Here is a 17,503-nt window from a genome sequence, read left to right as displayed (position 1 = left end):
GTACCGGGTGCCGACCCCGAGGTGGGCGGTGTGTCAGGCGGAGCGGCGCAGCTTGCCGGCGCGCAGCAGCTCGAGACGCTCGTCGAGCAGCTCTTCGAGCTCGGAGACCGAGCGGCGCTCGAGCAGCATGTCCCAGTGGGTGCGCTGGGGCTTGGTCGGCTTGGCCTCGGGGCGCTCTGCGTCACGCAGCAGCGCCTCACCGCCACACTGGCACTCCCACAGCGGGGGGACCTCGGCCTCGGTGGAGAACGGCAGGATGATGGTGTGGCCGTTGGGGCAGTCGTAGTGGGCCTGGAACCGCGGGGCGAAGTCCACGCCCTCGTCGGACTCCATGCTCTTGCTGCCGATGCTCATGCCGCGCAGGGAGCGGTCGGGCATGTCGTCCTCCACAGGTCGATGGGTTAGGGGCCTTGTTCTCCAACGCGCGCCCGGCGGGGGTTGTTCCGCGCGGGCGTGAAGAACCGGTGAAGCGTACCGGCTCTTCCGGGTGGGGGCCGGTGCAGGTCAAGGCTGGCGAGCGCGAGCCCGCCACGCAAGTCGAGAACCGCTGCAGGGCGCCGTTGTGGGTGACGTCACCCCGTCGCGCACTGGTGTGAGCCCGACGACCGGGAACAATCGGGAGGAAGCGCGGGTTGAGCCCGTCGATACATGCAAACGCATGGATCCGTGAGCGATCCTGGGAGTCATCGTGCAGTTCGGCATCTTCTCCGTCTCCGACGTCACGCCCGACCCGACCACAGGGCGGGCACCGGACGACAGCGAGCGTGTGCGCAGCATGCTCACCATCGCCCAGCACGCCGACGCCGCGGGCCTGGACGTCTTCGCCACCGGCGAGCACCACAACCCCCCGTTCGTCGCCTCCAGCCCCACCACGATGCTCGGCTACCTCGCCGGCGTGACCAAAGACATCACGCTGTCCACGGCGACCACGCTGATCACCACCAACGACCCGGTGCGGCTCGCCGAGGAGTACGCGATGCTCCAGGTGATCTCCGACGGCCGCATGGACCTGATGATGGGTCGCGGCAACACCGGTCCCGTCTACCCGTGGTTCGGCCAGGACATCCGCAACGGCATCCCGCTGGCCGTGGAGAACTACGCCCTGCTGCGTCGGCTGTGGACCGAGGACGTCGTCGACTGGGAGGGGAAGTTCCGGACCCCGCTCCAGGGCTTCACCGCCACCCCGCGACCGCTCGACGGCGTCCCGCCCTTCGTGTGGCACGGCTCGATCCGCTCCCCGGAGATCGCCGAGCAGGCCGCCTACTACGGCGACGGGTTCCTGCACAACAACATCTTCTGGCCCATGCACCACACCCGCCAGATGGTGCGCTTCTACCGCCAGCGCTACGAGCACCACGGCCACGGACGTGCCGACCAGGCGATCGTCGGCCTGGGGGGCCAGGTGTTCCTGCACCGCAACAGCCAGGAGGCCGTGCGGCAGTTCCGCCCCTACTTCGACGTCGCCCCGGTCTACGGCCACGGACCGTCGCTGGAGGACTTCTCCGCCCAGACGCCGCTGACCGTCGGCTCCCCGCAGCAGGTCATCGACCGGTACGCGTCCTTCGTCGACGACGTCGGCTACTACCAGCGCCAGATGTTCCTCATCGACCACGCCGGGCTGCCGCTGAAGACCGTGCTGGAGCAGATCGACCTGCTCGCCGGCGAGGTGGTGCCCGAGCTGCGCAAGATCGTCGAGGCCAAGCGCCCCGCCGACGACGTGCCGCTGAACCCGCCCACCCACGCCGAGCGCGTCGCCGCCGCACGCGCCGCCGGCCGGACCGCCGCGACCCACGTGGGCGACGGCGTCGACGCCGTCACGGGCGCCCGAGCCGAGGAGTCCGTCCGATGAGCACCCACCGCACTCTCGCCGTCGTCTCCGCCGGACTGTCCCAGCCGTCCTCGACGCGCCTGCTGGCCGACCGGCTCGCAGGTGCCACCGCCGACGAGCTGCGTGCCGCCGGGCTGGAGGTCGACGTCGAGGTCGTCGAGCTGCGCGAGCACGCCCACGCGATCATGGACGCCATGCTCACCGGGTTCCCCTCCGGCGGGCTCGCCGAGGCGTTGCAGACCGTGGCCGAGGCGGACGCACTGATCCTGGTCAGCCCGCTGTTCACCACGACCTACTCGGGGCTGTTCAAGTCGTTCGTCGATATCATCGACCCCGACGCGCTGACCGGGAAGCCCGTGCTGCTCGGCGCCACCGGCGGCACGCCACGGCACTCCCTGGCGCTCGACTACTCGATGCGGCCGCTGCTGACCTACCTGCGCACCCAGGTGATGCCCACCGTCGTGTTCGCCGCGACGGACGACTGGGCGGGTCAGGACGAGTCCGCCCTGCCGCGGCGCATCGCCCGGGCCGGGCGTGAGCTCGCCGACGCGGTCGCCGCCCGGCCTGCCGGGGGCGGCGTCGACGACCCCTTCGGCGACACGCCCGACTTCGCCGACCTGCTCGGCCGTTGACGGACCTGCGGCGTCCATGGGCACCTCCCGGGCAGACACCGTCACCCGGGTAGGCTCGGCGGCATGCGCGTCCTCGTCTCCGGCGGTGCCGGCTACATCGGTTCTCACACGGTCCTCTCCCTGATCGCCTCCGGGCACGACGTGGTCGTCGTCGACGACTTCTCCAACGCCAAGCCGACCGTGATCGGGCGCCTGGAGTCCCTCTCCGGGACCCACGTGCCGGTCCACGCGATCGACCTGACGGACGCCGAGAAGACCGAGCTGCTGTTCGCCCACGAGTCCTTCGACGCGGTCATCCACTTCGCCGGCCTCAAGGCGGTGGGGGAGTCGGTGGCCAAGCCGCTGGAGTACTACCGCAACAACCTCGACTCCACCCTGTCGCTGCTCGAGGCGATGCGCCGCCACGACGTGCCACGCCTCGTCTTCTCCTCCTCGGCCACCGTCTACGGAGAGCACGCCCCGGTGCCCTACCAGGAGGACTACGAGCACCTGTCCTCGTCCTCGCCGTACGGGCAGACGAAGGTCATGATCGAGCGCATCATGTCCGACGTCGCGGCCGCCACCGACGGGCTGCGTGTGGCGCTGCTGCGGTACTTCAACCCGGTGGGTGCCCATCCGTCCGGCGAGATCGGCGAGGACCCCCAGGGCATCCCGAACAACCTCATGCCGTTCATCGCGCAGGTCGCCGTCGGGCGCCGCGAGAAGCTCACGGTGTTCGGCGACGACTACCCGACCGCCGACGGCACCTGCGAGCGCGACTACCTGCACGTCGAGGACCTCGCCGCCGGGCACGTCGCCGCCCTGGAGCACCTGGACTCGATGGCCACCCCGGTGCGGGCCTTCAACCTCGGCACGGGGACCGGCACCTCGGTGCTGGCGATGCTCAAGGCCTTCGAGCGGGCGGTGGGACGCGAGCTGCCCTACGAGGTCGGACCTCGTCGAGCCGGAGACCTCCCGGCCTTCTGGGCCGACCCGACCCGGGCGAACACCGAGCTCGGCTGGCACGCACGCAAGACCATCGACGACATGTGCGCCGACACCTGGCGCTGGCAGTCCGCCAACCCGCAGGGCTTCCCCGACTCCTGAGGGCGTCGACCGCTTGCGCGCCGTCGACCCCGGGCGCAAGGATGGGGACATGACCGACGACGGCGGCACCCGACCTGACCAGCGATGGAACCCGGGCGCCAGGTATCGAGGTCCGATGGTGGCCCGCCGGCAGGTGGCCGCGGCCGTCGAACCTCTGGCCGGGCGACTGCGTCGCGGTCCTGCCCGTCGGACAGCCGTCTTCGACCGTGACGTGTGGCGCCCCGAGACGGCCGGCGTGCGCCCGCACGTCGCCGAGGCCCTCACCGTGGCGGCCGAGCGCTACCGCCGTGGTGCCGTGAGCACCAGCGGCCTGGTGCGCGCCGTCGGGCACGCCCTGGCGTCCTGACGTCGCGACCGTCTCCCGGGCGACGCCCCCACCGGTGGGGGCGTCACAGGACCTCGTCGACGGGAACCTGCTCGAGGCCGTGCGCCTCGGCGACGCCGGCCTGGGTGACGGCCCCGTCGTGGGTGTTGAGGCCGTGGGTGAGCGTCGCGTCGGCCCGCAACGCGCCACGCCAGCCGTGGTCGGCCAGCGCGCCCACGTAGGGGAGGGTGACGTTGGTCAGGGCGTAGGTCGAGGTCCGGGGGACGGCGCCGGGCATGTTGGCGACGCAGTAGAAGATGCAGTCGTGCACGGGATAGGTGGGCTGCTCGTGCGTGGTGGGACGTGAGCCCTCGAAGCAGCCGCCCTGGTCGATGGCGATGTCGACGAGCACGGAGCCGGGACGCATGCGGGACACCAGGTCGTCGGGCACGAGGACGGGCGCCTTGGCGCCCGCGACCAGGACGGCTCCGACGACGAGGTCGGCCTCCAGCACGGCGTGGGCGAGCGTGAGGCGGTTCGAGGCGAGCGTCTGCACCCGACCGCCGAGCTCGCGGTCCGCGGCACGCAGGACGTCGGCGTCGGTGTCCAGCACGGTGACCCTCGCCCCCATCCCGACGGCGATGCGGGCGGCGTTCATCCCGGCCACGCCGGCACCGATGACGACGACGTGCCCGGAAGCAACCCCGGGGACCCCGCCGAGCAGCACCCCGCTGCCCCCGGCCGCCTTGAGCAACGTGGCGGCGCCGACCTGGGTGGCCAACCGGCCGGCCACCTCGGACATCGGGGCGAGCAGGGGCAGGGCACCGGAGGTCGTCTGGACCGTCTCGTACGCGATCGCCGTGACGCGGCGGGCCAGGAGCTCGTCGGTGAGCGCCTTGTCCGCCGCCAGGTGCAGGTAGGTGAACAGCACCTGGTCGGACCGCAGACGGTGGTACTCCTCGGCCACGGGCTCCTTGACCTTGAGCACCATCTCCCCGGCGGCCCAGGTGGCGTCGGCGTCGGCGGTGATCACTGCGCCCGCGGCCTCGTACTCCTCGTCGGTCACACCGGCGCCGAGCCCCGCGCCCGACTGCACGTGCACGCGATGGCGGTGCGCCGTGAGCTCGTGCACCCCGGCCGGGGTGATCGCCACCCGGTACTCGTGGTTCTTGACTTCCCTGGGGACCGCGATGTCCATGGTGTGCCGCCTTTGCTCGGGCTCGGGTACGAGCTGCCGTGGGCGCGTCAGGGTGTGACGGCGCTCACCACCAGTGTGATGCTTCCGTTCGGCGCCGTGCACGCACTCCGATGATTATTCGGTAGATTGGCGCTATGTTGCCTGCTTCTTCAGGACGAGGCGTGGAGAAGGCGCCGCGCTCGAACGATCTTCGGACTCGCGTGGGCGGCCAGTCGGGCCTGGAACGCCGACCGTTGGTGCACGTGCGGCTCGACGACGTCGACCACCGACTGCTCGCGGCGCTGGCCGAGGACGCCCGACTGGCGAACAACGCCCTGGCCCAGAAGGTCGGGATCGCGCCGTCGACCTGCCTGGCCCGGGTGCGGCGCCTGCGTGACGAGGGCGTCCTGCGAGGCTTCCACGCGGACGTCGACCCCGCGCTGGCGGGCCGACCCCTGCAGGCGATCGTCGCGGTGCGGATGCACGGCGCCGCCCGCTCCCGGCTCAAGGCGTTCCTGCGCGAGCTCGCCGAGCTGCCGGGCGTGATGAACGTCTACCTGCTCGGCGGCGCGCACGACTTCTTCGTCCATGTCGCGGCTCCGGACTCGGACGGGCTGAACGACTTCGTCATCGAGAACCTGTCGGCGAACCCGGGGGTCGCCCTGACCGAGACGAACCTGATCTTCGAGCACGTGCGGGCGAGCTGGTACTGAGCCGTCAGCGGCAGGTCAGCGCGCGGCCTCGACGCGCGTCAGCCACCGGTGCAGCTCGGTGGCCAGCGCGACGGGCGCGTCGAGCTGGATCAGGTGACCGGCGTCGGGCACGAGCGTGACACTGGTGCCGCCGAGCGCGGCGGCCAGCCGATCGGCCCGGTCCGCGGGGATCCAGGTGTCCTCCTCGCCCCAGACGACGTGCGTGGGCACGGTGATCTCACCGAGGAGCGGTTCGAGCTCGGCGGTGAAGCGCTCGTCTGCCTGGGCGATCTGCCGGTAGAACGCGGCCTGCCCGGCGGTGTCGCGCCACGGGTCGACGAGCGCCGCGGTCTCCTCGGGACGCAGCCCGCGGTGGCTGGCGCCGGCGACGTACGCCTCGAGCGCGCCGAGGTGCACGGGCGCCGGCAGCCGGCCGAAGGTGTCGGCGTGCTCGGCCACGAGGGAGAAGTACGGCGAGCCCCACGGGCGCAGGGCGACCACGTCGACCAGGCACAGCGACGCGTACGGCCGTCCGTGCAGGAGGTGGGCGCGCAGGGACACCGCGCCGCCGTAGTCATGGGCGACGACGTGGGGCGAGTCGAGGGCCCAGTGGTCGAGGAGTGCGGCGAACGCCAGTCCCTGGGTGCCGAGGTCGACGTCGTGCTCGGGCGCCTTGGACGAGGCGCCGTACCCCGGCATGTCCCACAGGTGGACGGTGAACTCGGTGGACAGGGCACGGGCGTAGGGCGCCCACAGCCACGACGACCACGGTGTCCCGTGGCAGAACACCAGGGGCGGACCGGAACCGAACGCCGTCCAGGCGATCTCCCGCCCTCGCCAGATGAACCGCCGGTCGAGCTGCGGGCCGCCGGCCTGCGCGGCGGCCATCAGTCCCGGCCCGGGGCGTCGGCGGGCCGGGACTCGAGCACCTGGCGCAGCCCCGCCGCCTCGCCCTCGGCCTGGGCGCGGGCTGCCGCCTCGGTGGCGCGCTCACGCTCCGCCCGCGCGGCCTGCTCCCGCGCGGCCTGCAGCTCACCCCGCAGCGCGGCGGTCTCGCCCTCCAGCCGCGCGACGGCTGCCAGCGCCGCGGCGCGCTCGGCGTCGGCCTGAGCCCGGTCCTCCTGAGCACGCAGGCTGGCGGCGCGGGCATGCTCCAGCGTGGCCCGCGCCTCGACCAGCGCCTCGCGGGTGCCCTCGGCCGCACCCTGTGCCTGGGCGCGGGCCTCGGCCTGTGCGGCGCGGTCCCGCTCCGCCTCGGTGAGGCGGGCGCGCAGGTCGGCGATCTCCGTGCGGGCCTGGTCATGCTGCGCGTCCGACGCCGCGGCCCGCCCGACGGCCTGGGCGGCCTCGGCCCGGGCCTCGTCGCGCGCGGTGCTCGCCGCCTCCAGCCGCGCAGCGAGGTTCTCGGCGTCGGCGCGGGTGGCCGCCAGGTCGGTGCGGACCGTCGCCTGCTCGGCCTCTGCGCCGTCCAGCAGAGCGGCGAGGCGGCCGGCGTCGTCGCGAGCGGTGGCCAGCTGCTCGCGAGCGGTGGCCAGCTCGGCGGTGTGCTCGGTGCGGGCCGACCGGACCGCCTCGGCCCAGAGTGCCGTGACCCCTCGCTCGACGAGCAGCCCGACGCCGCGGGGGAGCGCAGGCAGCCGCGACGCCTCCGCCTCGGCAGCGGCCCGGTCCTCGCGCCAGCGGCGCAGGTAGGTGGTCGCGACGGCGTTGGAGCAGCCGGCGCGCTCGCGCACGGTCGTGACGGTGACCGCGGCGTCCTCCGCCACGAGGGCTTCGGCGGCGGCGTACACCCGGTCACGCGCGGTGACCGGCACCTGCTGCGTCTCGGGCTCTGGGGGACCAGCTGCTGGCTCTGCCGGTTCTGTGGCCCCGGTCGTCTCGATCGTCTCGGTCACTGTCACGCCCGCCGCTAGGAGGAAGAGGAGAAGTCTGCACAAACTACTCCTACTCTCCTGGTTGTTCTACCGTCACCCGCTTTTCCAAAGCGGGTGCGTCAAGAAACCACTGAAGGGTCGGTGGATGCTGTGTGCGCAGGTCAGCGCGCTACGATGCGCGGAAGATCGATCACGCCAGGCGTCGGTACCTGGCTCGGGGTGAGCGTCTGGTGAGCATCGGCTGCAAAGTCCTGCGCCGTGAACTGCGCGGACATCGCCTCGCCCAACCGGTCGAGATCGTCCTCGAAGAGGCCGGCGTAGGTGCGCAGCGTCAGCACCGGCGACTCGTGGCCGAGCATGCGCTGGACGGCCTTGACGCTCGCGCCGCCGGCGATGGCCAGCGAGGCAGCCGTGTGACGCAGGTCGTGCAGGGTCAGCGGCTCGAAGTCCTCCGCCCCGGCGCCCAGGGTGAGCCGGGACGCGACGTCCAGCCGGTGTGTCCGGGCGATCTTCGCAGCGCGGGTCAGGGCGTCGCGACGTCGCCGGTCCTCGACGGCCAGCACCTCCCAGGTGCCGGGATCGACCACGCCGGTGTCCGCCAGCCCGGCCTGACCCTGGACACGACGCACCGCGTCCAGGGTCGCCGCGTCCACGACCCGCGTCAGGCGAACCCCGAGCAGCTCCTGCAACGTCGTGACCGCACCGCCCGCGGCTCGCACCGCGGGACGGAAGGCGCTGCGGTCGAAGCTCTCGCGGCGCAGCGGTCCGCCGTCCCGCCCCACGAACAGCAGGCCGGCACCTCGGGCAGCCAGCAGCACGGACAGGTCGGCGGCGAGCGCCCCGGGCACCGGCACCTCCCGGCGGGCGTGCGTCTTGGTGTCCCCGAGCAGCAGCGTGCCGTCGTCGAGCCGGGTGTAGGCCCGTTCGACCGTGATGCGCCGGCGCAGCAGGTCGACGTCGCCGGTGCGCAGCGCGGACAGCTCGCCCCAGCGCAGCCCGGTCAGCCCGGCCAGGAGGATCAGGGTGCGTCCCTGGTGGCTCCGCGCGGCGTCGGCGACCCGGCGCAGCTGCTCGTGGCTGAGGTAGCGGTGCGCCTTGGTCCTCGGCGCCCGGGGGAGCCCGGGGACCCGGCCCGAGGGCGTGCGGGCAGGGTTCGCGGTGAGTCGGCGCGCGTCGACGGCGGCGTCGAGCAGGGCCACGAGCAGCCGGACGGCGTCGCGTCGCCGGGCCGGGGAGGCCACCTCGCCGGTGCGGGGTGCCCGCATCCCGGCGGCCCAGCGCGTGACGTCCTCGTGCGTGATGCGTCGCAGCGCCGAGTCACCGAACGTGGGTGCCACCAGGGAGCGGAACCGCTCACGCTCCGACTCCAGGGTGCGCGGCGCACGATCGGCCCGGCCCTTCTGCCACTGATCGAACCAAGCGGTCAGGGCGATCGCCGACCCGCGCGGGTCCACCCAGGTGCCGAGCTTTCCCGCCTCCTCGGCGCGACGTGCCTCGGCCAGTGCGTCGCGCCGGGACCGGAAGGCGCGGGTGCTGCGCAGCCGGCCGTCCACGCGGAAGCGCCCGACGTAGGAGGTCGTCCCGCCCCGCGTGCCGCGCTTCTCGGTGTAGGCCATGGGCCGACCCTAGCGCTCGGAGCAAGCCGCTGACCTGCAAGGTCGTTCAGCGTTCGGCCGTCCGCGCCCGGCCGTGCCCCGGGGCGGCACCCGCGGCGGGGGCGACCGGGCACAGCGTCATGAACACGCTGTGCGGGTCGGTGACGTAGTCGGCGAACGGGCCGCACTCGACGAACCCGTGGCGGGCGTAGAGCCGCCGCGCCGGGGCGAAGTACTCCTCGGTCCCGGTCTCCAGGCTGACCCGGGCATACCGGCGCTCGGCGGCCAGGCCGAGCAGCCGCTCGAGCACCGCCGTGGCGACCCCGCGTCCGCGGGCCGCGTGCGCGGTGCGCATGGACTTCAGCTCCCCGTGCCCCGGTGCACCCGGGGCCGTGGCCGTCAGCTCGCTGAGCGCACCGCAGCCGAGCAGCTGCCCGTCGTGGGCGCGGGCGGTCAGGAACGTGACGTGGGCGGCGGTCAGGGCGGTCAGGTCCAGGGCGTGCACCGACTCCGGGGGAGAGGTGGCGAACATGTCGGACAGGTGCTCGTCGAGCAGGGCGCGGACGTCCGGGGCGGCGGGTGACTCCTGGGTGATGTGCACCGCGCCATCCTGCCCGACGGCACCGTGCTGGTGCAGCGGCCACCCCGCCCCCGTGCGCGGGGCGCCGGGCGGCCACTAGGGTGTGCGCGTGAGTCCTGGCGCACTCCACAACGTGCATGTCGTCGGCCCGCCCGACGGCACCCCCCTGGTGCTCGCACACGGCCTGGGCTGTGACCAGACGATGTGGCACCGCGTGGTCGACGCGTTCGCCGTGGACCACCGGGTCGTGCTGTTCGACCACGCCGGGGCGGGCGGTGCCCACCCGAGCACCTTCGACCCTGACCGGCACGCCTCCCTGGAGGGGTACGCCGACGACATGGTTGCCCTGCTCGAGGACCTCCGGCTCGGCCCTGCGGTGCTGGTCGGGCACTCCGTCAGCGCCACGGTCGTGCTGCTGGTGGCCGACCGGCGCCCGGACCTGGTGGAGCGGCTGGTGCTCGTGGGGCCCAGCCCTCGCTACCTGGACGACGACGGCTACCGCGGGGGGTTCAGCGCCGCGGAGATCGACGAGCTGCTCGAGACCCTCGAGTCGAACTACCTGGCCTGGTCGGACGCGATGGCCCCGGTGATCGTCGGCAACCCGGACCGCCCCGAACTGGGCGCCGAGCTGACCGACTCCTTCCGCCGTACCGACCCGCAGGTGGCCCGCGCGTTCGCTCGCGCGACGTTCCTGTCGGACAACCGGGCCGACCTGGCACGGGTGCACGTCCCGAGCCTGGTCGTGCAGTGCCGCGAGGACGTCATCGCGCCGGTGGAGGTGGGCCGCTACGTCCACGAGCACCTGGCCGGCTCGCAGTTCGTCCTGATCGACGCCGTGGGTCACTGCCCACAGCTCAGCGCGCCCGAGGTGCTCACGGCGGCCGTGCTGGACTACCTGGGCGGCCCGCCCGGCCCGCACCCGCCAAGATGAGCACCGACGCCTGGTCGACGGCGCCGCTGGGCCTGCTGCACCTGGACACGGACGGCCACGTGCTGCGGGCGAACGACACGTTCGTCGCCTGGGCAGCGGGGCCGGACGGCGCTGCCCACGAGGTGACCGGACGCAGGATCGGCGACCTGCTCACCGTGGGCGGACGCATCTACTGGGACACGCACGTGACGCCCACCCTGACGCTGACCGGTCGCGTCGAGGCCGTGCGCATCGAGGTGCGCACCCCCGACGGACCCCTGCCGGCACTGCTCACGGCGGCGGTCACGCCGAGCGGGATCGACGTCGCGGTGCTGGCGGTGCGTCGTCGGGCGGAGTTCGAGCAGCAGCTGGTGCGCGCCCGGGAGACGGCCGAGCGGTCGGCCGAGCGTCTGCGCTGGGTGCAGCAGGCCACGGCCGCGCTGTCGCACGCCGCCGGGGGTGACCAGGTCCGTGCCGCGCTGCTGGCGGCCGTCGGTTCGCACCCGGGGGTGGCCGACGTGGCCCTCGAACGGCCGGTGGCCGCCGCCGGTGGGGTGCGCCGCGGGCCGCAAGGGGACCTGACGGTCGCGGTCGTCGGTGCCGCCGGCTCGCACGGTGACCTGGTCGTGGGCGTGCGGGGCCGTCCCGCCGACCCGCCGCTGGACATCGACGCCCTGGCCACGATCGCTCAGCAGGGCGGGGTGGCGCTGGACCGTGCGCTGCTGCACGAGCGGAGCATGTCGGTGGCCCACGAGCTGCAGCACGCCATGCTCACGGTCGACCTCCCGCGCCGTCACGACGTCGTCGTCTCGGCGCAGTACGTCCCCGCCGACAGCGGCATGGAGGTCGGCGGCGACTGGTACGACGCGTTCTGGGTCGACCCGACCACCCTGGCCGTCGTCGTGGGCGACGTGGTCGGCAGCGGTCTGGCGGCCGCGACCACGATGGGCCAGCTGCGCACGGCGACCCGGGCGCTGGCAGGCCCCGACCTCGGTCCGGCTCAGGTGCTCGACCTGGTCGACCGGTTCGTCGTGGACCGGCAGGTGGGTTTCGGCTCGACCCTCGTCTACGCCGAGCTCGACACCGGCAGCGGTGTGCTCTCCTACGCCTGTGCCGGCCACCTGCCGCCGCTGCGGGTCGGTCGCGACGCCGTCGAGTACCTGTGGGACGGTCGATCGACCCCGCTCGGGGCGCACCCGGGGCAGGTCGGTCCACCCCGCGGGCAGGGCCAGGTACGGCTCGCACCGGGCGACGCGGTCCTGCTGTACACCGACGGGGTGGTCGAGCGGCGCGACCAGGCGTTGCCCGACGGGCTGGCGCACCTGGCGCGCACCGTGCGCCGGCCTCCGGCCGGTGAGGCCCTGCGGGCACAGGTCACCGCCACCGGGTCGACGCGCCGTGACGACGCCTGCGTGCTCGCCGTGACGTGGTTCGCCGCCCAGGACCGCGACCGGTCCTGAACGGCCGGGCGCGAGCGCCGTACCGGACACCGGGCGTGGTGCCAGCGGCGCCGCTGTGCCAGGATCGCGCCCATGTCGTCGTTCGAGCTCGCCCAGGTCAACGTCGCCCGCCTGCTGGCCCCGCTGGACAGCGAGGCGCTCGCCGGCTTCGTCGACCTGCTGGCACCGGTGAACCACCTCGCCGAGAGCTCACCGGGCTACGTGTGGCGCCTGCAGAGCGAAGGGGGCGACGCGACGGACATCGAGGGTTTCCGGTTCGACGTCGACGACTCGCCGGGCGTGATCGTCAACATGTCGGTGTGGCAGGACCTCGCCGCGTTGTCGACGTTCGTCTACGGCGGCCTGCACCGTGCCGTGCTGCAGCGCCGGCGCGAGTGGTTCTCGCGGATGACCGAGGCCTACACCGCGTGCTGGTGGGTGACCGCAGGCCATCGCCCCACCGTCGCCGAGGCCGAGGAGCGCGTGCTGCACCTGCGTGCCCACGGCCCGACGGCGTGGGCCTTCACGCTGCAGCGATCCTTCGACCCGTCCGGGGAGCCGACGTCGGCCACCCCACGTGCCCGGGAAGGCTGCCCGGCCTGAGGTCTCAGGGGGCGTGCACGGTCGGGTCGTCGCGCAGCACGTCGAGCAGCAGCGCCCGCACCGCGTCGGGGCGTTCGAGCGCCGGCAGGTGACCGGCCCAGTCCAGCTCGACGAGCTCCGCGCCGCCGATGTGCTCGGCGGCGTACGCCGCGAGGTGGCGGAAGTGGTCCATGTCGTGCGCGCCGGTGACCACCACCGTGGGCACGACGACGGCCTCCAGGTCCACCGCCGCCCGGCGCGGCTCGGGAGGGTCGTCGCTGGCGTCGGCGGCGAGCTGGATGTCGAACGCTCGGCGCTGCATGGCCGCGAGCGCCTCGCGCACCGACAGGTCTGCGTCGGGGCCGAGCCAGGTGGCGACGTTGAGGCGCACGGCGCCCTCGAGGTCGTCGGCTTCCAGCAGCCGGTCCTCCGCGGCGTCGAAGGCCTCGGCGGTCTCGGTCGGTGCGACGCCGTCCAGGTCCGGGTTGAGCAGGACGAGCTCGCGCACCCGACCGGGATGGGTGGCGGCCAGCTCGAGCGCGACGCGCCCGCCGAACGAGGAGCCGACGACGACGGCGTCGGCCACGTCCAGGTGGTCCAGGAGCGTGGCGAGGTCGTCGGCGTCGGCGTACTCGCCGCCCGGCAACGGTGTGTCACCGAACCCGCGCAGGTCGGGGCGGACCACGCGGAAGGCGTGGCTCAACGCGGGGACGAGGGGTTCCCACATGCGGCGGTCGGCGACGCCGGCGTGCACGAGCAGGACGGGCGTGCCGGCACCGGCGTCGTCGTGGGCGAGGATCATGGGCCCGCACCTCGAGCAGTCTGCGCTCCGGCCCCCGGGACCCCGAAGCGTGCGCGCAGTCGTCGGTGCCGGTGGGCGAAGAGGGCCGACACCGTCGCGCGGACCGCGCGGGCGGCGCCCGGGACGCTGCGGGGCACCGCCCGCAGGTCGAAGGAGACGACGTCACGCACCCGGCACGCGCCCGGTTCGACGTCCTCCAGCGCCCGCTCGTGCTCCCAGCGCGCCATGGTCAGGGTCTGCGACCGTTCGACGAACCGACGGCCGGGTTCCACCTGGGCGACCACCACGTCGTCGTACTCGACCGGGAACCAGCCTCCCAGCAGGAGCACGCTGCGTCCCAGCGGGCCGCCCGTCGTCATCGGCGCGCCGCCGGCCGGTCCACGCATCGCCGGCGGGGTGGTCATCGCGACCCACGGCCACAGCTCGGCCCGGATCCCGGCGAACGACGTCGCGTGGCGCCACAGCACCGCTCGCGGGACGGCGAGCACGCTGGTCGTCACCACCGGGTCCCTGGGCACGTGCTCGACACTATGGCCCGGGCGGCTGGACGTCGACCCGGCCGGGAATGCCGCCCGCAGGCACGCGTTGACGCCGGTATGAAGCACATCGGGTTCCTGTCCTTCGGTCACTGGACCGACCACCCGTCCTCGGCGACTCGCAGCGCCGCGGACGTGCTGACGCAGTCGATCGAGCTCGCCGAGGCCGTCGAGGAGCTCGGGGCCGACGGTGCGTACTTCCGGGTGCACCACTTCGCCCGTCAGCTGGCCAGCCCGTTCCCGCTGCTGGCCGCGGTCGGGGCGCGCACGAGCCGCATCGAGATCGGCACGGGCGTGATCGACATGCGCTACGAGAACCCCGCCTACATGGCCGAGGACGCCGGAGCGGCGGACCTCATCTCCGGCGGGCGGCTCCAGCTCGGCATCTCGCGGGGATCACCCGAGCAGGTCATCGAGGGCTACCGGCACTTCGACCACGTCCCGGCCACGGGGGAGGACGACGCCGCCATGGCCCGCCGGCACACCGCACGGTTCCTCGAGCTGCTGGACGGCGAGGGGTTCGCGGAGCCGAGCCCGCGACCGATGTTCCCCAACCCGCCCGGCCTGCTGCGCCTTGAACCGCACTCGCCGGGCCTGCGACGGCGCATCTGGTGGGGGGCGGGCTCGCGCGCGACCGCCGAGTGGACCGCCGCCCAGGGGATGAACCTCATGAGCTCGACGCTGCTCACCGAGGACACCGGGGTGCCGTTCCACGCGTTGCAGGCCGAGCAGATCCAGCGGTTCCGCGACGCCTGGTCCGCCGCGGGTCACCCCTGGGAGCCGCGCGTGTCGGTGTCCCGGTCGATCTTCCCGATCACCGACGACCGCGACCGCGCCTACTTCGGGCTCGAGACCCGCTCGACCGACCAGGTCGGCATCCTCGACGGCGTCCGGGCCCGGTTCGGCAAGACCTACGCCGGCGAGATCGACGAGATCGTGGCCGACCTGGAGGGCGACACCGCGATCGCCGCGGCCGACACGCTGCTGCTGACGGTGCCCAACCAGCTCGGGGTGGAGTACAACGCGCACGTCGTGGAGAACGTCGTGCAGCACGTCGCCCCGGCGCTCGGGTGGCGCTGAGGTTCGACGCCGGCCGGTGCGTCAGCCGCCGTCCCTGAGCGCCGCGTCGATCAGGCGGTGACCGTGCGCCTCGAACCTGGTGTCACCGACCCGACAGGCCCACACCGCCGTCCCGATCGCCTCGCGCACCAGGGTGCGCCGCCAGGCGGACCCCGTGCGCGGGTCACCGCCGTAGCCGGCCACGAACGCCGCAGCGAGATCCTCGCGACCGGCCAGCTGCTGACGGTCCAGGCGGGCCAGGTCCGTGCACGGCGCGCGCCAGTCCGCCCGCCCGAAGTCGATGAGGCGTACCACGCCGTCGTCGACGACCCAGTTGCGCGGGTGGAAGTCGCCGTGGGTGGGCACCACCCGCACCGGCGGGTGCGCGTGCGCCGCCACCACCGCACGCAGCCGCTCCTCGCGACGGGCGTCGATGCGGTGCGGCGCGTCCAGCCACTGCATCGCGCGCGCGTCCTGCGCCGCCTCCCAGTCGCCGTCCACGTGCGTACCCAGCGCGTGCAGGCTCGCCAGCAGCTCGCCCGCCTGGCGGTAGGTGTCCGGGTCGTTCTCGGCCGCACCTCCCTCGACGAGGTCGCCCGGCAGCCACGCGGTGGCCAGCAGGTGGCGCTCGCGGTCGGCGTGCAGCAGCCGCGGCACCCGCCCACCGGACACCAGCGGCGCCAGCAGCGTCTGGTGGGCGACGATCTCGCGATCCAGGTGGTGGTCGGCGGGCCCGGAGGCCTTCACCGCGACGTGCGTGCCGTCCTCGGCCCGCAGGCGGAGCACCGCGGTGTCGGTGAGGCCCCAGGAGTGGTCGGCCACGAGCGCCGTCTCACCCAACCAGGACCGCACGAGCGCACGCTGGGCGTCGTCGAGGCCGGGAAGGTCGCTGGTCACCCACGGCAACCTACCGGCACACCGGTGGCCGCCCCCCGTCCGCGCTCGCGGCACCCGGGTGCGCGAGCGCCCGACATGCCTGGAGCCGCCGTCTCGATACCGTGGGACGGTGCGCCCGATCAGGCAGGCGGCGGCACGCACGCCGGCGTCACGACGCCGTGACCTCGACCTGCTGCGCGCCGCCGCGATCTGCGCCGTCGTCGTGGGGCACTGGCTCCTGATGACCGTGGGACGCACGCACGACGGCCACCTGACCGGCTTCACCGCCCTGCCGCAGCTGGCCTGGGCCCACGGGCTGACCTGGTTGTTCCAGGTCATGCCGGTGTTCTTCCTCGTCGGCGGTGCCGTCAGCGCGATCTCGTGGACCCACCAGCGCGACCGCGGCGAGACCGCCACGGCCTGGCTGCTCGACCGCAGCGCCCGGTTGTTCCCGCCGCTGACCGTCTTCCTGCTCGTCGTGGCCGCCGGGGCCGGCGTCGCCCGGCTGGCACACGCCCCGCCCGACGTCGTCGAGCAGGCCGTCGCGCTCGTGATCCTGCCGCTGTGGTTCCTCGTGGTCTACCTCGGCGTGACCGCGCTGACACCCCTGACCTACCGGCTGCACGAACGCTACGGCCTCGCCGTGCCCGTCGTCCTGGTCGCCGGCGTCGCCGCCGGCGACCTGCTGCGGTTCACCACCGGCCACGAGCTCGCCGGGGCCGGCAGCTTCGTCTTCGGCTGGCTCGCCGTCCACCACGCCGGCTACGCCTGGCACGACGGCACCCTGGCGCTCGGCCCCCGACGCGCCGCACTGATCGTCGTCGCCGGCATGGCCGCGCTCGTGCTGCTCACCGTGCCCGGACCCTACCCCGTGAGCATGGTGACCGTGCCCGGGGCCGCGATGCAGAACCCCGCACCACCCACCCTGGCGCTCCTGGCGCTCGCCACCACCCAGCTCGGCGTCGTCGCCCTCCTCTCACGGCCCGCCCGGCAGTGGCTGGCCCGCCCGGGCCCCTGGACCGCGGTGGTCGCCGTCAACACCGTCGTGCTCACCGTCTACCTGTGGCACCTGGTCGCCGCCCTGCTCGGCGCGCTCGCCCTCGACACGCTCGGGTGGCTGCCCCCCAGCGACCCGAGCACCACCGCGTGGTGGTCCGGGCGCGTCCCCTGGCTCGCGGCGCTCGCCGTGGTCCTGGCCGTGCTCGTGATGCTGCTCGCCCCGATCGAGAACCGTGCCTCCGCACGTCGCCGCCCGGGCGTACCCACCGACGGCCACCGCACCCGGCGTGCGGCCGCCGCGGCCCGCCTGGCACGCACCGGGCCGGTCGTCGGCGCGTACGCGGCCACCGTCGGTGGCCTGCTGTGGCTCACGGTCGCCGGGACCGGCCGCCACGGCCCTCTCGTCCTTCCCACCGGCGCCCTCGTCATGGTCCTGGCAGGTGCCACCGTGCTGCACCTCGCACGCGCCGCAGGGTGCCGGTCGACTGCGCAGTGACCGGCGCCGGCCTGTGCCGGCCGGCAGGTCAGGTCC

Annotated in this window: 19 protein-coding genes; 10 read left to right on the top strand and 9 right to left on the bottom strand. The window is 73.9% G+C overall.

What is annotated here, in order from left to right:
• Nucleotides 1–33: 33 nt before the first annotated feature.
• On the bottom strand, nucleotides 34–378 hold the full coding sequence (locus tag HDG69_RS13220; RefSeq protein WP_106269305.1) for an RNA polymerase-binding protein RbpA: 345 nt from the start codon (nucleotides 376–378) through the stop codon (nucleotides 34–36).
• A 310-nt stretch (nucleotides 379–688) separates the two neighbouring features.
• On the opposite strand from HDG69_RS13220, the gene HDG69_RS13215 reads away from it, so the two are divergent.
• The 4 genes from HDG69_RS13215 to HDG69_RS13200 all read left to right on the top strand — a co-directional run bounded on the left by HDG69_RS13215 (nucleotide 689) and on the right by HDG69_RS13200 (nucleotide 3,892).
• Entirely contained in the window at nucleotides 689–1,849 is a 1,161-nt protein-coding gene (locus HDG69_RS13215) for a CE1758 family FMN-dependent luciferase-like monooxygenase (protein ID WP_171784285.1), read from the top strand.
• Nucleotides 1,846–2,460, top strand: coding sequence for an FMN reductase (locus HDG69_RS13210; protein WP_171784284.1), 615 nt, complete (start codon nucleotides 1,846–1,848; stop codon nucleotides 2,458–2,460). The genes HDG69_RS13215 and HDG69_RS13210 overlap by 4 nt, the downstream gene beginning before the upstream one ends.
• A 63-nt stretch (nucleotides 2,461–2,523) precedes the next feature.
• Nucleotides 2,524–3,546, top strand: a complete 1,023-nt coding sequence (gene galE, locus HDG69_RS13205) for a UDP-glucose 4-epimerase GalE (RefSeq protein WP_171784283.1) — start codon at nucleotides 2,524–2,526, stop codon at nucleotides 3,544–3,546.
• Nucleotides 3,547–3,595: 49 nt separating this feature from the next.
• Nucleotides 3,596–3,892, top strand: a complete 297-nt coding sequence (locus tag HDG69_RS13200) for a hypothetical protein (protein WP_171784282.1) — start codon at nucleotides 3,596–3,598, stop codon at nucleotides 3,890–3,892.
• 43 nt (nucleotides 3,893–3,935) lie between these two features.
• On the opposite strand, the gene ald is transcribed toward HDG69_RS13200, so the two are convergent.
• Entirely contained in the window at nucleotides 3,936–5,048 is a 1,113-nt protein-coding gene (gene ald, locus HDG69_RS13195; protein ID WP_171784281.1) for an alanine dehydrogenase, read from the bottom strand.
• A 200-nt stretch (nucleotides 5,049–5,248) separates the two neighbouring features.
• On the opposite strand from ald, the gene HDG69_RS13190 reads away from it, so the two are divergent.
• Nucleotides 5,249–5,740, top strand: a complete 492-nt coding sequence (locus HDG69_RS13190) for an Lrp/AsnC family transcriptional regulator (RefSeq protein ID WP_343036439.1) — start codon at nucleotides 5,249–5,251, stop codon at nucleotides 5,738–5,740.
• Nucleotides 5,741–5,755: 15 nt separating this feature from the next.
• Here HDG69_RS13190 and HDG69_RS13185 read toward each other — a convergent pair whose 3' ends face one another.
• From HDG69_RS13185 to HDG69_RS13170, 4 genes are all read right to left on the bottom strand, one after another.
• Nucleotides 5,756–6,607 (bottom strand): alpha/beta fold hydrolase, encoded by an 852-nt coding sequence (locus tag HDG69_RS13185; protein ID WP_171784279.1) that lies wholly within the window; start codon nucleotides 6,605–6,607, stop codon nucleotides 5,756–5,758.
• Entirely contained in the window at nucleotides 6,607–7,533 is a 927-nt protein-coding gene (locus HDG69_RS13180) for a DNA-binding protein (RefSeq protein WP_171784278.1), read from the bottom strand. The genes HDG69_RS13185 and HDG69_RS13180 overlap by 1 nt, the downstream gene beginning before the upstream one ends.
• 221 nt (nucleotides 7,534–7,754) lie before the next feature.
• Nucleotides 7,755–9,209, bottom strand: coding sequence for a tyrosine-type recombinase/integrase (locus tag HDG69_RS13175; RefSeq protein WP_171784277.1), 1,455 nt, complete (start codon nucleotides 9,207–9,209; stop codon nucleotides 7,755–7,757).
• A gap of 46 nt (nucleotides 9,210–9,255) precedes the next feature.
• Nucleotides 9,256–9,789, bottom strand: a complete 534-nt coding sequence (locus HDG69_RS13170) for a GNAT family N-acetyltransferase (protein WP_343036438.1) — start codon at nucleotides 9,787–9,789, stop codon at nucleotides 9,256–9,258.
• An 88-nt stretch (nucleotides 9,790–9,877) separates the two neighbouring features.
• Between HDG69_RS13170 and HDG69_RS13165 the strand changes: the two genes are divergently transcribed.
• The 3 genes from HDG69_RS13165 to HDG69_RS13155 all read left to right on the top strand — a co-directional run bounded on the left by HDG69_RS13165 (nucleotide 9,878) and on the right by HDG69_RS13155 (nucleotide 12,720).
• Nucleotides 9,878–10,699 (top strand): alpha/beta fold hydrolase, encoded by an 822-nt coding sequence (locus HDG69_RS13165; RefSeq protein WP_171784276.1) that lies wholly within the window; start codon nucleotides 9,878–9,880, stop codon nucleotides 10,697–10,699.
• A complete protein-coding gene (locus HDG69_RS13160; protein ID WP_171784275.1) occupies nucleotides 10,696–12,138 on the top strand; it encodes a PP2C family protein-serine/threonine phosphatase in 1,443 nt (480 codons plus the stop codon). Before HDG69_RS13165 ends, HDG69_RS13160 begins: the two co-directional genes overlap by 4 nt.
• A 72-nt stretch (nucleotides 12,139–12,210) precedes the next feature.
• Nucleotides 12,211–12,720, top strand: a complete 510-nt coding sequence (locus HDG69_RS13155; protein ID WP_171784274.1) for a DUF3291 domain-containing protein — start codon at nucleotides 12,211–12,213, stop codon at nucleotides 12,718–12,720.
• Nucleotides 12,721–12,724: 4 nt separating this feature from the next.
• Here the strand turns inward: HDG69_RS13155 and HDG69_RS13150 are convergent, their stop codons facing one another.
• A complete protein-coding gene (locus tag HDG69_RS13150; protein ID WP_171784273.1) occupies nucleotides 12,725–13,501 on the bottom strand; it encodes an alpha/beta fold hydrolase in 777 nt (258 codons plus the stop codon).
• Entirely contained in the window at nucleotides 13,498–14,019 is a 522-nt protein-coding gene (locus HDG69_RS13145; RefSeq protein ID WP_171784272.1) for a hypothetical protein, read from the bottom strand. Before HDG69_RS13145 ends, HDG69_RS13150 begins: the two co-directional genes overlap by 4 nt.
• 78 nt (nucleotides 14,020–14,097) lie before the next feature.
• On the opposite strand from HDG69_RS13145, the gene HDG69_RS13140 reads away from it, so the two are divergent.
• Nucleotides 14,098–15,117: an LLM class flavin-dependent oxidoreductase gene (locus HDG69_RS13140; RefSeq protein ID WP_171784271.1), complete on the top strand. Its 1,020-nt coding sequence runs from the start codon at nucleotides 14,098–14,100 to the stop codon at nucleotides 15,115–15,117.
• 21 nt (nucleotides 15,118–15,138) lie between these two features.
• Here the strand turns inward: HDG69_RS13140 and HDG69_RS13135 are convergent, their stop codons facing one another.
• Nucleotides 15,139–15,993 (bottom strand): phosphotransferase, encoded by an 855-nt coding sequence (locus HDG69_RS13135; protein ID WP_171784270.1) that lies wholly within the window; start codon nucleotides 15,991–15,993, stop codon nucleotides 15,139–15,141.
• Nucleotides 15,994–16,102: 109 nt separating this feature from the next.
• On the opposite strand from HDG69_RS13135, the gene HDG69_RS13130 reads away from it, so the two are divergent.
• Nucleotides 16,103–17,467 (top strand): acyltransferase family protein, encoded by a 1,365-nt coding sequence (locus HDG69_RS13130; RefSeq protein WP_171784269.1) that lies wholly within the window; start codon nucleotides 16,103–16,105, stop codon nucleotides 17,465–17,467.
• The last annotated feature ends 36 nt before the right edge of the window (nucleotides 17,468–17,503 follow it).

The sequence above is a fragment of the Isoptericola halotolerans genome, assembly GCF_013149785.1.
GTDB lineage: Bacteria > Actinomycetota > Actinomycetes > Actinomycetales > Cellulomonadaceae > Isoptericola > Isoptericola halotolerans.
The sequence above is the reverse complement of the archived record's forward strand: the minus strand, read 5'-3'. Positions and strand labels throughout refer to the sequence as shown.